Source organism: Actinomyces provencensis (assembly GCF_900155435.1).
Classification (GTDB): domain Bacteria; phylum Actinomycetota; class Actinomycetes; order Actinomycetales; family Actinomycetaceae; genus Pauljensenia; species Pauljensenia provencensis.
This window is the reverse complement of sequence record NZ_LT700212.1, coordinates 181,947-197,079: the sequence shown is the minus strand read 5'-3', so window position 1 is coordinate 197,079 and position 15,133 is coordinate 181,947. Positions and strand designations below refer to the sequence as shown.

The window sequence follows — 15,133 nt, the reverse complement described above, 5'->3', positions numbered from 1 at the left end:
GAAGGTGGTGGGCGGGCGGGGCGGGAGCCACGCCTGCGGTGGCGGTGCGGNGGGGCCGACCGACCGGTGCCGTGGTCCGGGCTGTCGTTCCGCGGCGCGCCTCTCAGGTGGGGGCGACCATCTCCACGTCGCCGGTGGTCACGGCGACCGTGGCACCCCCGGGTGGTCGGACGAGCAGCGCCCCGTCGGGACCGATTGCGGTGGCGGTCCCCGTGAGGAGAGACGGGCTGGTCGGTGGACTGCCCGGGGTGGCGCGGCCGACCCCTGCGCTGCGCGGGGTGGACCTGCCGGCGTCGTCCGGCCTGCGCACCGACACCTGTCGGCCCACCGTCACACAGGACTCGCTGATCTCCGCGTGGACCCCTGCCGCCACGGCGTCGCCGTCATGGTCCACGAGGGCCTCGGCCCGCACGGCCAGGGCGTCGACCCAGTCGCACAGGAGTGAGTCGACGACCCGGGCCGGGTCGTTTCCGGCGTCCTCGTCCCCTTCCAGGGAGAGGGACGTCGCGACGGGGGTGGGGCGTTCGGCCGAGGTCATGGCGACGTTGACACCCAGTCCGATGACCATCCACAGGTCGGTCCCCGTGGGTTCGAGGAGCTCCGCGAGGAGGCCCGCCACTTTCCGGGTGCCGTCGACGACGACGTCGTTGGGCCACTTGACCCCCACGGCACGGCCCAGGGGCGTGAGACGGCGTGCCACGGCGTCGCGGGCAGCCAGTGCGGCGGCGAGGGCGAACCAGGGCAGGGCGCTGCGCAGCCCGGGCGTCGCGGGTACGCGCAGCAGGACCGATGCCGTGAGGGAACGTCCCGCCGGGGACTCCCAGTGCCTCCCGAGGCGTCCACGGCCGGCGGTCTGGTGGTCGGCGACGACCAGTGTCTGGTGGGGCGTGTCGATGCGGGCGTCCCGGTGCAGGTCGCGGGCCAGCTCATTGGTGGACTCGGCGGCGGCGACATGGACGAGGAGGGGGACGTGGGAGGCGGCGACGAGCGCCTCGGACGCGGAGCCGGTCCTTCCCGCCGGATCGCGTCCCGGGGCGTGGGAGGCGGGGGTGGACGAGGCCCGTCCGTCCATTCGTTCAAAGTTTGAAGTAGTGTGCATGCCTGAGGTCCCTCCTCCTTCCTTCTGATCGGTGGCCCGCGGGTCACGTGGGGTGTCCGGCGGGCGGGTCCGTCCCGGTTCCGTCGGGGCCGTCCCGGCGGGCGTCGGGCGGTCGGACAGGTTCACGACTTGCAGCAGTTCCTCGGAGTATAACCAGCGTCGGCACCCCGGACGGCGCATCCAGCGCAGGGCATGTCACCGTGTCGCGCCCGTGGACCCACCGCTCGCCCCGGACGGTCCGCACCGCTCCGGTCTGCGAAGACATCGCCCGGGACGCGGCCGGACGGGCGGAACCGTGCAGGTCACGGATTGATCACGAAGACCCGTGTCGCGCCGCGCGGAACGCTCCTGCAGGTGTCACGGGACAGGCGGGCAGGGGTTCCGAGTGATCTGCGTCATGGTGCCCACGATGTGGCACCCGGCGCGTCGTCCCCCGGCAGTCCTCCCGTCCACGGTGTGCGACGTGCGCCCCGCGTGAGTGGGCGTCCACACGTTCGCCCGGGGCGGATGGCTGGGCCCGCGGCAGTGGCCTAGCATTGTCGCGATGCCGGGTCCCCTGCGCGGCGTGCGCCCGGACCCGCCCCTACCAGGTCCCCTCGAGACGGATACGGAGAACCGTGGCTGAGTACATCTACCAAATGAGCCGGGCCCGCAAGGCCCACGGCGACAAGGTCATCCTCGACGACGTCAGCATGTCCTTCCTGCCGGGAGCCAAGATCGGCATGGTCGGGCCCAACGGCGCCGGCAAGTCCTCGATCCTCAAGATCATGGCGGGCCTGGACGAACCCTCCAACGGAGAGGCACGTCTCTCGCCCGGCTACACCGTGGGCATCCTGGAACAGGAGCCCAGGCTCGACGACACGAAGACCGTCATCGAGAACGTCCGCCTCGGTGCCTCGGACACCTTCGGGAAGCTCGACCGCTTCAACCGGATCTCCGAGGAGATGGCAGACCCGGACGCCGACTTCGATGCGCTCATGGAGGAGATGGGGCGCCTCCAGACGGAGATCGACGCCCTCGGTGCCTGGGACATCGACTCCCAGCTCGAACAGGCGATGGACGCCCTGCGCTGTCCACCGGCCGACCAGCCCGTCTCCGTCCTCTCCGGTGGTGAGCGTCGCCGCGTGGCGCTGTGCCGTCTGCTCATCGAGGCCCCCGACCTGCTCCTGCTGGACGAGCCCACCAACCACCTCGACGCCGAGTCGGTGGAGTGGCTGGAGAAGCACCTGCACTCCTACGCCGGTGCCGTCATCGCGGTCACCCACGACCGCTACTTCCTCGACCACGTGGCCGGGTGGATCGCCGAGGTCGACCGCGGGCGCCTCTACCCCTACGAGGGCAACTACTCGACCTACCTCGAGACCAAGGAGAAACGCCTCCAGATCCAGGGCCAGAAGGACGCCAAGCTCGCCAAGCGCCTCAAGGAGGAGCTGGACTGGGTGCGGTCCAACCCGAAGGGCCGTCAGGCGAAGTCCAAGGCACGCCTGGAGCGCTACGAGGAGATGGCCGCCGAGGCCGAGCGCACCCGCAAGCTCGACTTCGACGAGATCCAGATCCCGCCGGGGCCACGTCTGGGCTCCATCGTCCTGGAGGCGAAGGGCCTCCGGAAGGGCTTCGGCGACCGCACCCTCATCGACGGCCTGTCCTTCACGCTGCCGCGCAACGGCATCGTCGGGGTCATCGGTCCCAACGGTGTCGGCAAGACGACGTTGTTCAAGACGATCGTCGGCCTCGAACCCCTGGACGGTGGCGAGCTCACCATCGGTGAGACGGTGAAGATCTCCTACGTCGACCAGAACCGCGCCGGCATCGACCCCGACAAGTCCCTGTGGGAGGTCGTCTCCGACGGGCTGGACTTCATCCAGGTCGGCAACGTCGAGATGCCCTCGCGCGCCTACGTCTCCGCCTTCGGTTTCAAGGGACCCGACCAGCAGAAGCCGGCCGGGGTCCTCTCCGGTGGGGAGCGCAACAGGCTGAACCTCGCCCTCACCCTCAAGCAAGGCGGGAACCTGCTCCTGCTGGACGAGCCCACGAACGACCTGGACGTGGAGACGCTGGGCTCACTGGAGAACGCCCTGCTCCAGTTCCCCGGCTGCGCCGTCGTCGTCACCCACGACCGCTGGTTCCTGGACCGCGTGGCCACGCACATCCTGGCCTGGGAGGGGACGGACGAGGACCCCGCGCAGTGGTACTGGTTCGAGGGCAACTTCGAGGCCTACGAGAAGAACAAGGTCCAGCGCCTGGGCATCGACGCCGCGACCCCGCACCGCGTCACCCACCGCAAGCTCACACGCAGCTGAGAGGCGACATCCCGGCGGTCCGCCGCCCGACGCAGTGGACCGGAGGACGCCCAGGGGCGGCACACCACCGGTGTGCCGCCCCTGGGCGTCCGGGCGTCGGGGACACGCCGAGGCACACCGAGCCCACCACGCTCCGCCACACGGGGGCGTGGTCGTGTCGGGCCGGAGTGCGGGTGGGCATCGTGTCCCGGGCACGCCCCGGCACGGGGACGCCGCTGACCTGCGGGGTCAGGCAACCCGGGTCTGCACCCGGCGCGCGAGGGCGCGGGCCAGTGCGCCGTGGAGGACGACGACGATGCAGGCGGTGGCCACCAGGGCGGAACGGTCCGTGGCCGTCATGGCCCCGGCCTGGACCGCAGCCTGGGTCACCGCTGCCACCAGGCCCAGCCCGATTCCCGTGTACAGGCCGATCTGGGCCGCCTCGGCAGGTGCGAACCCGTCGACCCGCCACGAGTACAGCGCCACGGGGAGGACCCGGACCACCAGGTTCGCCCCCAGGAAGGCGAGGGCGATCCAGGGGCTGCGGGCCAGGCCAGCCAGGTCGATGTTCATGCCCGCCAGGACCAGGAACACGGGGATGAAGATCCCGAACGCCACTGCGTGCAGCTGGACGGCGAGGTCGGAGTGCTCGTCGGGGAACGCCTCGCGGACGACGACACCCGCGAGGAAGGCAGCCATGATCGAGTCCAGGCCGAGTGCCCCGGTGAGCAGGAGGAGCCCGAGCAGCACCACCATGACGAGGCGCACGTCGGTCTGCGTGCTGGAACGCGACCCCTCCCGGATCGCCTCCACCAACCACCCCATCCGCCTGCGGATCAGGTCGGGCACGGTGAAGAGCACGGCGACGAGGCAGAGGAAGGCGAGGAGGACCAGCGAGGAGGCCAGGCTGCCGCGCACCCCGAGGAGCACGGCCAGTGCGACGGGGGCGCCCATCTGTCCCGCCGTGCCGTGACGCAGGACGGCATCGCCCAGACGGGTGCCGGCCCCCAGTCCTCGCGACTTCAACATGGGTGTCACGGTGCCCAGCGCAGTGGCGACCAGCGCAATGGCGGTGGCGGTGGCCCCGGTGGAGTTGCTGAACACGCTGAGGGCCTGCCCCAGCAGGAGGGCGAGACCCAGGCAGACGAGCCAGAGCAGGGCCGCGCGCCGGCCGCGGGGACCGAAGTGGTTGCGCGGCTCGATCTCGTACCCGGCCAGCAGGAACATCAGTCCGGTCCCGATGTTCCCCATGATGGTGATCGACTCACCGGGGGTGATCCAGTCCAACGCGAACGGCCCGACCACGGACCCGAAGGCGATGAGGACCACGCCGTCGGGGAGGAACTGGCGGGGCACGAACCGCGTGACGACGGCGGAGACGGCCGCCGCGCAGAAGATGATGAACAGGTCCCCGAGTGCGGCATTCATGACGTGCCCCGTCCCCTTCCGCCTGTGTCGTCCCACGGGACGCATCCAGTATGGTCCTCCCGGGGGGGACGACCCTTCAGGCGACCGCCCACCGTCGGGACGCTCGAGGAACGGACGGCGACGCACCCGGACGCGCGCTGGCGCGCGGGAGGCCGGTTCGGGAGGGAGGTGGGAGACGTGGACGACGTCCTCGTCGAGCGTGTCCTGAGGGCCGTGGAGTGCGTGCCGGCCTCCCGCCTGGTGACCTACGGCGACATCGCGACGCTGGTCGGAACGGGGCCGCGTCAGGTGGGCGCCGTCATGGCGCTCTGGGGTGGGGGAGTCGCGTGGTGGCGCGTGGTCAGCGCCCGGGGTGCGCTCCCCGGCCACCTCCTCGTGCGGGCGCGTGCACACTGGGTCGAGGAGGGGGTCGCCCTGCCGGGCGAGGAGGGTCGGGCCGCCCTCGTCCACCATCGCATGGACCCCGCGGACCTGCGCGAGGCGTACCGGGCGGCCACCGCGGACCTGCCTCCGGAGCCGTCCCCTCCCGTGGCCTGAGGACCCGACCGGGCGCGGCCTCAGGCCCCCAGCTCGGCGTCGATCTCCCGGGCAGCGGCCTGGACGGTGGAGTCCTCCGCCCCGAAGCCCCAGCGTCCCGAGCCCTCGTGTCCCTCCAGGGGGACGCGCAGCATGCCCTGCTGCGTCGCCTCGGCGACCAGTCGGCCCTCGCGTGTGAAGACCCGGGCGGTGGTGAGCACACGTCCGTTGTTGACCGCCGAGCAGGTGCCGTCGAAGAGCAACCACTCGTTGACGTCGACGTCGCGGTGGAACCACATGGCGTGGTCCAGGGAGGCGGCCGACATGCCCGGCGTCATCCATGACAGTCCGGTGGCCCGCATGGCCGGCTCGAACATCACCTGGTCGATGACGTAGGCGAGCAGGGCGCGGTGCACGGGTTGGGGGGTGGCTGCCGGGATCGGGCTGCGGGGGGCCATCCACAGCTGCTGGCGGTTGGAGGGTGTGCGGTCGGCGCGCGTGTAGAGGGCGTCCTGGACGTGGCGGACGTCGAAGGCAGTCGTCCTGCCCAGGAAGCGGCCGACGGGATGGTCCATCGCGCGGAAGATCTCGAGGGCGGACCGCAGGTGCTCCGGTCCCGGAACCTCGGGGGCCGGGACCTCGAAGGCCAGTCCGTCCTCGGGACGCTGGAAGGAGCAGACCATGGCGAGGATCTCCCGTTCGTCCTGCCGACAGGTGATGCGGCGACTCGAGAAGGACCGCCCGTCACGCAGACGTTCGACGTCCAGGTCGAAGGACATCTCAGGATCCCCACCACGCAGGAAGTAGGCGTGCAGGGAGTGGGGGAGCCTCTCGGCGTCCTCGAGGGTAGCGGAGGCCGCGAGGAGGGCCTGGGCGATGACCTGTCCGCCGTAGACACGACGGATCTGGGGGAGTGAACGGGCGAGGAAGGAGTCGTCCCCGGTCTCCTGCAACTGGAGGATCCGGAGGACGGAGGCAACGGGTTCCTCACTCGTGAGGAGGATGTCGAGCGGTCGGGTCATGGGCCCATTGTGCAGGCACTGCCCACCGATGTGGTACGTGACGGGCGCGGTGGACGCCGGGTTGACCACCCGGGGGAGGGTGTGGCCACACGTGTCGGAATGCACCGACCGACCTGCTGACCCAGGAGGTGGCCGCCCGTAGGATGAGGGAACCAGCGAAACCTGATGAAGGGGGCACGGTGGACGCCTCGGCACCTGCTGTGAGCGACATGGACCTGCTGCGACGCCTGGCGGACGCCAATGGCGTGGCCACCGGCACCTGGGACTGGTACGGCACCTGGAGGGAGGCCTCGGGCCCCTCACTGCTGCGCGTGCTGGGCGCGCTCGGGCTGCCGGTCGGCCCGGACTCCGACGTCGACGACCTCCGGAGCGCCATGACGGCCACGGAGGAAGCTCCCTGGAGGACGACCGTTCCCCCCTGCACGGTCGTGCGCCGGGGCTCCACACGCGAGATCCCCGTCCACGTCCCCGACGGCTCCTGGGTCACCGTCTCCTACGTGCTGGAGGGCGGCGGCCGCGGCGACCTGGCACAACTGGACCGCTACGTCCCGCCCCGCACCATCGACGGCCGTCCCGTGGGCCGGGCCACCTTCGAGGTGCCCGACGACCTGCCGCTGGGCTGGCACCGCCTGGTGGTGACGATCGAGGGCGGGGCCGTGCACTCGGGTGCCCTCGTCATCGTCCCCGACAGGTTGGAACCCCCCGCACTCGCGGACGGGAAACGGCACTGGGGTGTCTCCGCCCAGGCCTACTCGGTGCGCTCCCGCGCCTCCTGGGGCATCGGCGACGCCCTGGACCTGGCGGACCTCGCGGCCGTGTGCGCGGACCGTGGGGCGGACTTCCTGCTCATCAACCCCGTGCACGCCTCCTCCCCGGTGGCGCCCATGGAACCCTCCCCCTACCTGCCGGTCACCAGGCGCTGGGTGAACCCCGTCTACGTCCGCCCCCAGGCCATCCCCGAGTACGCGGGCCTCCCGGAGAGGTTGCGGGGCAAGGTCGAGGAGCTCAGGCTCGCCGCCGTGGGTATGGACGAGGGCGGTTCACTCATCGACCGGGACCGGGTGTGGGAGGCCAAGCGCAAGGCACTCGAGGTCATCCACGACGTCCCGCGCAGCTACCACCGTGAGGCCGCCCTGCGCACCTTCACCCGGGAGGGCGGGGAGGACCTCGCGAACTTCTCCCTGTGGTGCGCGCTGGTCGAGCGCAATGAGGACCTCATGCTGCCTGAGGACCTGTCGTGCGCGGGCAGTGCGCGCGTCGACCAGGCCCGTATCGACCTGGCGGGACGCATCGACTTCTGGACCTGGTGCCAGTGGGTGGCCGACGAACAGCTGGAGGAGGCCCACAGGGTCTCCACCCGCCAGGGCATGGGCATCGGCGTCATGGCGGACCTGGCGGTGGGTGTGCACCCGCACGGGTCGGAGACCTGGTCCGAGCCGGACATGTTCGCACGCGGCATGACGGTGGGCGCTCCGCCTGACATGTACTCCCAGCAGGGCCAGGACTGGTCGCAGCCACCGTGGTCGCCGCGTGCCCTGGAGCGCAGTGCCTACCGGCCGTTGCGCGACATGCTGCGCGCAGTCCTCGCCCACGCGGGCGCGGTGCGGGTGGACCACATCCTGGGCCTGTTCCGCTTGTGGTGGATCCCGGCTGGTGCCGAGGCCTCGCAGGGTGTCTACGTGCAGTTCGACCACGAGGCGATGGTGGGTGTGCTGCTCCTGGAGGCACAGCGTGCCGGCGCCGTCGTCATCGGGGAGGACCTGGGGACGGTGGAGCCCTGGGTGCGGGACTACCTCTCCTCCCGCGGGATCCTGGGGACCTCGGTGCTCTGGTTCGAGAAGGAGCCCTCGGGGTGGCCGCTGCGGGCGGAGCAGTACAGGCGCGAGGTCCTGGCCACCGTCAACACCCACGACCTGCCCCCCACGGCCGGGTACCTCGAAGGCATCCAGACGACCCTGCGCGACCGGCTGGGGCTGCTGGTGGAGGACGTCGAGACGGTGCGCGGTGCCGACCGTGTCGAGCTGGAGCAGATGATGGCCCGGCTGCGGGAGTACGGCCTGCTCACCACCTCGGACCCCTCGGTCCGGGAGGTGGTCGAGGCACTGCACCGCTATGTCGCGCGCACGCCCTCCCGCCTGGTGGCCGCCTCGCTGGTGGACGCGGTGGGGGACCGCAGGCCCCAGAACCTGCCCGGCACCAACCGCGAGTACCCGAACTGGTGCGTGCCCCTGTGCGATGCGGAGGGCTCCGAGGTCCACGAGGAGGACCTGCCCGGGGACGTGCGCTTCGACGCGCTGCTGGACATCATGGAGCAGGACGTGCGCTGAGCGGGGGCGCCCTCGTCAGTGGTGGGTGTTCAGCTGACGTCGAGCAGTGCCCGGCCCCTCGCGGTGCGCTCCCCGACGGCGGTCCGGACCGTGATGCGTGGGTTGTCGAGGTTCATGACGACGACCGGGACGACGGTGTCCAGGCCGTGCGCACGGACGGCGGCGGGATCCCAGGTGATGACCGGTTCCCCCGCGTCGACGGTGTCGTTCTCGGCGTGCAGCAGGGTGAAGCCCTCGCCGTCCAGCCCGACCGTGTCGAGGCCGAGGTGGACGAGCACGCCGGGACCGGACTCGCTGACGATGACGAAGGCGTGGGGGTGCAGCTTGAGGATGCGCCCGGCAATGGGCGCGACGGCGTCCTGGGGGCCGTCCTCGTCGGGCACGAGGGCGATCCCGGGACCGACCAGACCCTGTGAGAAGACCGGGTCGGCCACGTCCTCCATGGCCGCGACCCTGCCCGTGACGGGCGCGAGGACCTCGAAGGTCACCTGAGGTCTTCGATGTCGGAGACGATGGTGTCGGCCTGGGGGCCCATCACCACCTGGATGGAGTTGCCGACCTTGACGACGCCGAATGCCCCGGCCTCCTTGAGGGCCGAGTCGTCGACCAGGGAGTCGTCCTCGACGTCGACGCGGATGCGCGTGATGCAGGCCTCGATGTCGTCGATGTTGTCCCAGCCGCCCAGCGCCTTGAGGATCGTTTCCGCCTGGCTCATGATGTGCTCCTCGCAGATGTGACCGCCGTCCCATTCGGGCGGTGATGAGGCGAGGCTAGCACGCGGACCGGGGTCTCCGGTCGTGGGCCGGAGAGGTGTGCGGGAGCGCCTCCGCAGGAGTGTGGCGGGGGGCAGTGGGGAGTGACGGGAGCATTGCCTTCGTGCAAGTCCTGTAGGAGAATCGGGCTGTGATGCACAGGGGTTGTGCACGTCACAGCCACGCCATGCGGGTACCTCTGCTCCCGGAGGTCGGCGGGCGATCCCATACACAGATGCGGCCCCCGCAGCTGGTGGTGCGGCCGCAGGAGAGAGGCTCCCGTGGCGCGACAGAACGCGACACAGAAGAAGAGGCGATCGGCGGCCTTCTCGTGGGCACAGCGGCTGGGTCGTTCCCTGATGCTCCCCATCGCCACCCTGCCGGCAGCCGGACTGCTGCTGCGCTTCGGGCAGCCGGACATGCTCGGGCGTGTCAACGAGGACGGGACGGTCTCCGGTCTCGCCGCCCACGTGGGCACCTGGCTCGACCCCGTCTCCCAGGTCCTCAGCGCCGCCGGTGGTGCGGTCTTCGACAACCTCCCGATCATCTTCGCCGTCGGTGTCGCCATCGGCATGGCGAAGCGCTCCGACGGGTCCACGGGCATCGCGGGGCTCTTCGGGTACCTGGTCTTCGCAGGGGTCCTCAACGTCATGGCGCAGTGGACCGGTGCGGGGGATCCCAAGACCATCAACTACGGGGTCCTCGGGGGCATCCTCATCGGCATCATCGCCGCGAAGTCCTGGGAGAAGCACTACCGCCAGAAGCTCCCCGACGTCCTGGCGTTCTTCGGTGGCAGACGCTTCGTGCCCATGGTCGTCTCCGTCTACGCCACGGCCCTGGCGATCGTCATGGGGTTCCTCTACCCGGCGTTCAACTGGCTCATCAACGAGAAGCTCGGTGGGTTCCTCATGGCCGAGGGCAACAATGTCTTCGGTGGGTTCGTCTTCGGCACGGCCAATCGTCTCCTCGTCCCCTTCGGCCTGCACCACCTGCTCAACTCGATCCCCTGGTTCCAGCTGGGGACGTGCACCTCCTCGCAGAACCCGGACCAGACACTCCACGGCGACCTCACCTGCTTCCTCAACGGGACGCCGGAGACCTCCGGCTGGACCGGTTCCTACATGACCGGGTTCTTCCCGATCATGATGTTCGGCCTGGTCGGTGCCGCCCTCGCCTTCGCCCACACGGCATTCCCGGAGCGGAAGAAGGCCACGACCGCACTCATGGTCTCGGTTGCCGCCACGGCGTTCCTCACCGGGATCACCGAGCCCCTGGAGTACTCCTTCGCCTATGTCGCCTTCCCGCTCTACGCGATCCACGCGGTCCTCACGGGTCTGTCCCTGGCGGTGGTCAACTTCCTCGGGGCGAAGATGGGCTTCAACTTCTCGGCCGGCTTCACCGACTTCGCGATCAACGCGACGAAGTCGGCCGACTACTCGGGAGGCTGGCTGAGGGGACCGGTGACGATCATCCTGGTCGGACTGGTCTTCATGGCCGTCTACTACTTCCTGTTCCGTTTCCTCATCGTCAGGTTCCACTTCGCCACCCCCGGGCGTGAGGTGGAGGAAAGCGCGGATGCCTTCGCCGCCGGTCAGGCCGCGGCCCAGGCCCGCACCGGGAAGGCCGCAGCGGCCGAAGAGTCGGGCGGAGCACAGGGCTCGACGACCGCGACCGGCGGGACGGGTGCGGCACCGGGTACGGATCCCGGTGCTGCCCCCGGTGCTGCGGGGGCACCCCGACACGCTGCCGACGAGGGGGACGACATCCCGCCCCTCATCGACCAGGACTGAACTCCGGGGCACGCCTCCCACCCGTCCCGGGGCACGCCTCCCACCCCTCCCGGGCGAGTCCCCGCCAGCATGCGGCGCACGTCCCGGGCCCGGTGGGGCGTGCTCCGGGCACCTCGTGGGCTGGCATACGCTGTGTCCCATGTCCGAACAGTTCGTCCCCAAAGTGCTCGACGGCGCCCTCGTCCGCCTGGAGCCACTCGCCACCGACCACGTCCCGGGCCTCGAGAGGGCGGCCGAGGGTGCCCGGGCAACCCCGTCGCTCGCCACCGTCCCCACCCCGGAGGGGGTGGAGGACTACGTGCACCACAACCTCGAGCGCCAGGCCGGCGGCGCCTACCTGCCCTTCGCCCAGGTCGAGGTCGCCACGGGCCGGGTCCTGGGCCACACCGCCTTCCTGACGCCGCGCACCTGGCCGGACGGGCGCCTGCTGGCCGTCGAGGTCGGCAGCTCCTGGCTGGCCCCCGACATGCGTGGGACGGCCGTCAACTCCGCCTCCAAGATGCTGCTGCTCAGCCACGCATTCGAGGACTGGCAGGTGGTGCGCGTCGACATCAAGACCGATGTGCGCAACTCCGCGGCACGGGCCGGGATCAGGGCCGTCGGGGCGCGTTTCGAGGGCATCCTGCGCAACTGGCAGCCCTCACTCGCCGATGGTGAGGCAGGGCGCCCCCGGGACACGGCGATGTTCTCCATCACGGCGACCGAGTGGCCGGACGTGCGTCAGCACCTCCAGGAGCGCATCGCGACCAAGCTCGCCGCCCGGGGCTGACACCACCCGGGCACCCGCGCACCCGCACCCGTCCACCCTCCCACCATTCTGGCGTCGCCCGGGTCCTCCCGGCGTGGGGAGGCGGAGGACAGCCGGGCCTTCCCGGCGCGGGGGCACGGAGAGGGGGGCGGGCACCGTGTGGTGCCCGCCCCCCCTCAGTTCCGACCCGGGGGCTGTCGCCNCGAGGGCATCCTGCGCAACTGGCAGCCCTCACTCGCCGATGGTGAGGCAGGGCGCCCCCGGGACACGGCGATGTTCTCCATCACGGCGACCGAGTGGCCGGACGTGCGTCAGCACCTCCAGGAGCGCATCGCGACCAAGCTCGCCGCCCGGGGCTGACACCACCCGGGCACCCGCGCACCCGCACCCGTCCACCCTCCCACCATTCTGGCGTCGCCCGGGTCCTCCCGGCGTGGGGAGGCGGAGGACAGCCGGGCCTTCCCGGCGCGGGGGCACGGAGAGGGGGGCGGGCACCGTGTGGTGCCCGCCCCCCCTCAGTTCCGACCCGGGAGCTGTCGCCCGGTCCTCCGTCTCAGGCGTCGGCGGCCTGGGCGGAGAGCATGCGCTCCACCACCGAGATCCGCTCACGCAGGATGCGCACGAGTGCTGCGGAGGCCTCCGGGTGGGCGTCGATCCAGGCCTGCCCGTCCGCGACCAGGTCCACGCCCTCCACGTAGCCGGCGAGGGCCTGGGGGAACATGAGGGTCACCAGGTCCTCCGCCGTGTGGAAGGTGTTGTCCGCCCACACCTGCTCCAGCGAGGCGAAGTAGTCCGCGACGAAGGGAACGTAGAGCTCCGGGGTGGTGTGGGCCTGGGTCCAGAAGCCCGAGACCATCGCCCAACGGGTGTCGTTCGCGATCGACTGGTCGCGCAGGATCGACTCCCACACGGCCGCCTTGACCGCGGCGTCGGGACGCGCGGCACGGGCGGCAGCAGCGTTCTGCCTGCCGGTCATCGTCTGGTCGGTGGCCTCCTGGACCACGATGTCGGCCTCGTCGGCGACGCCCCCGCGCACGAGCGCGATGAGGAGGTCCCAGCGCAGGTCGACGTCCATGTCCAGGCCCTCGAGCGTGTCGGAACCGTCGAACAGGGCCCGGACCGCGGCGAACTGCTCGGGCGTGACCGCGTTGCGGGCGGCGGCGCGCACCAGCATCTGCTGCTGGTCGGAGCCGGCAGCGGCCGCGCGTGCCAGCAGGAGCAGACGGTCACCGACCGAGACCTGCGCCTCGGGCCGGGCGGCCGGGGAGACGTAGCTGCGGACCGTCTCGTCGATGTGGCGCAGGCTGAGCTGCAGCATCGACATGTTGCGTTCCTCGGGCAGGGCCGCGATGGCCAGGTCGAGGAACTCCCGCGGTGCCATCTCGGCGTCGCGCACCATGTCCCATGCGCAGCCCAGGATGATGTTGCGGGTCAGGGAGTCGGAGAACTTCGTGATGTTCGCCGTCGCGAAGGCGAGCGACTCCGGGTCGAGGCGGACCTTGGCGTAGGCCAGGTCGCCGTCATTGACCAGGATCAGGTCGGGGCGCTGGATCCCGACGGCGGAGGGGACGTCGGTGCTCGCGCCGTCCACGTCGAGTTCCTCGCGGAAGACCCGCACGACGGAGTCGCCCTCGTCGGCCGCCCCGCCCTCGCCCGTGCTGGCGGGGAGTGAGTACCCGGCCACGGCGAGGCGGTGAGGACGCAGGGAGGAGCCGGGGGTGAAGGGGGACTGCTCCACGGCCAGGCGCGTGATGCGTCCGTCCTCACCGACCTCGATGGTCGGGCGCAGCAGGGTGACGCCGGCCTCCTCCAACCAGACCTTCGACCAGCGGGCGAGGTCGCGTCCGGAGGCCTTCTCCAGCTCGCCGAGCAGGTCGTCGAGGGTGGCATTGGCGTAGGAGTGGGCCGTGAGGTACTCATGCAGGCCGGTGAAGAACTGCTCGCGTCCCACGTAGCTGACCAGCTGGCGCAGCACGGAGGCGCCCTTGGCGTAGGTGATGCCGTCGAAGTTGACCTCGACGTCGGCCAGGTCACGGATCTCGGCCTTGATGGGGTGGGTCGTGGGCATCTGGTCCTGGCGCAGGCCCCAGTCCTTGCGCAGCAGGAAGCCGATCCACGCATCGGTCCACTCGGTGCCCTCGGCGAGGGCGAGGTGGGACATGAACTCGGCGAAGGACTCGTTCAGCCACAGGTCGTTCCACCACTCCATGGTGACCAGGTCGCCGAACCACATGTGGGCGAGCTCGTGGAGGATCGTGTTGGCGCGCGTCTCCAGCTGGGCCGAGGTCGGGCGGGTGCGGAAGATGTACTGGTCGCGGAAGGTCACGCAGCCCGCGTTCTCCATGGCGCCGGCGTTGTACTCGGGCACGAAGATCTGGTCGTACTTGGTGAAGGGGTAGGGGATGTCGTAGCGCTCCTCGTAGAAGGCGAAGCCCTTGCGGGTCGTGTCGATGATCGCCCCGGCGTCCAGGTGCTCCAGGAGGGAGGCGCGGCACCACACGCCCAGCGGGATCTCGCGCCCGTCGGAGGAGGTCAGCGAGTCGGTGACCCCCTGGTAGGGCCCGGCGACGATGGCGGTGATGTAGGTGGAGATCCGCTCCGTCTCCGGGAATGCGTAGCGCCAGCCCTCCTCGCCCTTCTCGGGCTCGGGGGTGGGGGCGTTGGAGAACACGGTCCAGCCCTCGGGCACGGTGACCGTGAAGGTGAAGGTGGCCTTGAGGTCGGGCTGCTCGAAGGTGGCGTAGACGCGACGGGCGTCGGGCACCTCGAACTGGGAGTAGCAGTAGGCCTGGCCGTCGGCCGGGTCCACGAAGCGGTGCAGTCCCTCGCCGGTGTGCATGTACTGGCACTTCGCGTCCACGACCAGGGTGTTGTGGGCCGCCAGTCCGGACAACGTGATGCGGGAGTCCTGGTGGGCGGAGGTGTCGACGGGCTCGCCGTTCAGGGTGATGGAGTTGATGTAGTTCGACACCAGGTCGACGAAGGTGGAGGCGCCCTCGGTCGCGTCGAAGGTGATCGTGGTGCGGGAACGGAAGTCCCGGTCACCCCCGGTCAGGTCCAGATCCACGTCGTAGTGGGAGACGGAGACGACCTCGGCGCGCTGAGCGGCCTCGTCGCGGGTGAGGTTCAGACCCGGCATGGGCACGACCTTTCTGGGTTGCGGGATGGGACA

11 protein-coding genes are annotated in these 15,133 nt (G+C 70.7%); 5 read left to right on the top strand and 6 right to left on the bottom strand.

Annotated elements, in window-relative coordinates; all coding sequences use genetic code 11:
- Positions 1-103: 103 nt before the first annotated feature.
- A complete protein-coding gene (locus BQ9890_RS00830) occupies positions 104-1,099 on the bottom strand; it encodes a biotin--[acetyl-CoA-carboxylase] ligase (protein WP_195907599.1) in 996 nt (331 codons plus the stop codon).
- Positions 1,100-1,716: 617 nt separating this feature from the next.
- Here BQ9890_RS00830 and ettA point away from each other — a divergent pair.
- Positions 1,717-3,399, top strand: coding sequence for an energy-dependent translational throttle protein EttA (ettA, locus tag BQ9890_RS00825; RefSeq protein ID WP_075888610.1), 1,683 nt, complete (start codon positions 1,717-1,719; stop codon positions 3,397-3,399).
- Positions 3,400-3,627: 228 nt separating this feature from the next.
- On the opposite strand, the gene BQ9890_RS00820 is transcribed toward ettA, so the two are convergent.
- On the bottom strand, positions 3,628-4,806 hold the full coding sequence (locus BQ9890_RS00820; protein ID WP_075892493.1) for a cation:proton antiporter: 1,179 nt from the start codon (positions 4,804-4,806) through the stop codon (positions 3,628-3,630).
- 177 nt (positions 4,807-4,983) lie between these two features.
- Here BQ9890_RS00820 and BQ9890_RS00815 point away from each other — a divergent pair, with 177 nt between their 5' ends.
- Positions 4,984-5,343, top strand: coding sequence for an MGMT family protein (locus tag BQ9890_RS00815; protein WP_075888608.1), 360 nt, complete (start codon positions 4,984-4,986; stop codon positions 5,341-5,343).
- Between the two features lie 20 nt (positions 5,344-5,363).
- Here BQ9890_RS00815 and BQ9890_RS00810 read toward each other — a convergent pair whose 3' ends face one another.
- Positions 5,364-6,344 (bottom strand): acyl-CoA thioesterase, encoded by a 981-nt coding sequence (locus BQ9890_RS00810; protein WP_075892491.1) that lies wholly within the window; start codon positions 6,342-6,344, stop codon positions 5,364-5,366.
- Between the two features lie 143 nt (positions 6,345-6,487).
- Here BQ9890_RS00810 and malQ point away from each other — a divergent pair, with 143 nt between their 5' ends.
- The gene (malQ, locus tag BQ9890_RS00805) at positions 6,488-8,671 is read left to right on the top strand and encodes a 4-alpha-glucanotransferase (protein ID WP_230297754.1); all 2,184 of its coding nucleotides are present in this window, start codon (positions 6,488-6,490) and stop codon (positions 8,669-8,671) included.
- 29 nt (positions 8,672-8,700) lie between these two features.
- On the opposite strand, the gene BQ9890_RS00800 is transcribed toward malQ, so the two are convergent.
- Both BQ9890_RS00800 and BQ9890_RS00795 read right to left on the bottom strand, forming a co-directional pair.
- Entirely contained in the window at positions 8,701-9,159 is a 459-nt protein-coding gene (locus BQ9890_RS00800; RefSeq protein WP_075888604.1) for a PTS sugar transporter subunit IIA, read from the bottom strand.
- Positions 9,156-9,386, bottom strand: a complete 231-nt coding sequence (locus BQ9890_RS00795; protein ID WP_075888602.1) for a PTS sugar transporter subunit IIB — start codon at positions 9,384-9,386, stop codon at positions 9,156-9,158. The genes BQ9890_RS00800 and BQ9890_RS00795 overlap by 4 nt, the downstream gene beginning before the upstream one ends.
- Before the next feature lie 396 nt (positions 9,387-9,782).
- Here BQ9890_RS00795 and BQ9890_RS00790 point away from each other — a divergent pair, with 396 nt between their 5' ends.
- Positions 9,783-11,213 (top strand): PTS transporter subunit EIIC, encoded by a 1,431-nt coding sequence (locus BQ9890_RS00790; protein ID WP_078062501.1) that lies wholly within the window; start codon positions 9,783-9,785, stop codon positions 11,211-11,213.
- A gap of 139 nt (positions 11,214-11,352) precedes the next feature.
- Entirely contained in the window at positions 11,353-11,982 is a 630-nt protein-coding gene (locus BQ9890_RS00785; protein WP_075888598.1) for a GNAT family N-acetyltransferase, read from the top strand.
- 532 nt (positions 11,983-12,514) lie between these two features.
- On the opposite strand, the gene pepN is transcribed toward BQ9890_RS00785, so the two are convergent.
- Positions 12,515-15,100, bottom strand: a complete 2,586-nt coding sequence (pepN, locus tag BQ9890_RS00775) for an aminopeptidase N (RefSeq protein ID WP_075888594.1) — start codon at positions 15,098-15,100, stop codon at positions 12,515-12,517.
- Positions 15,101-15,133: the final 33 nt, after the last annotated feature.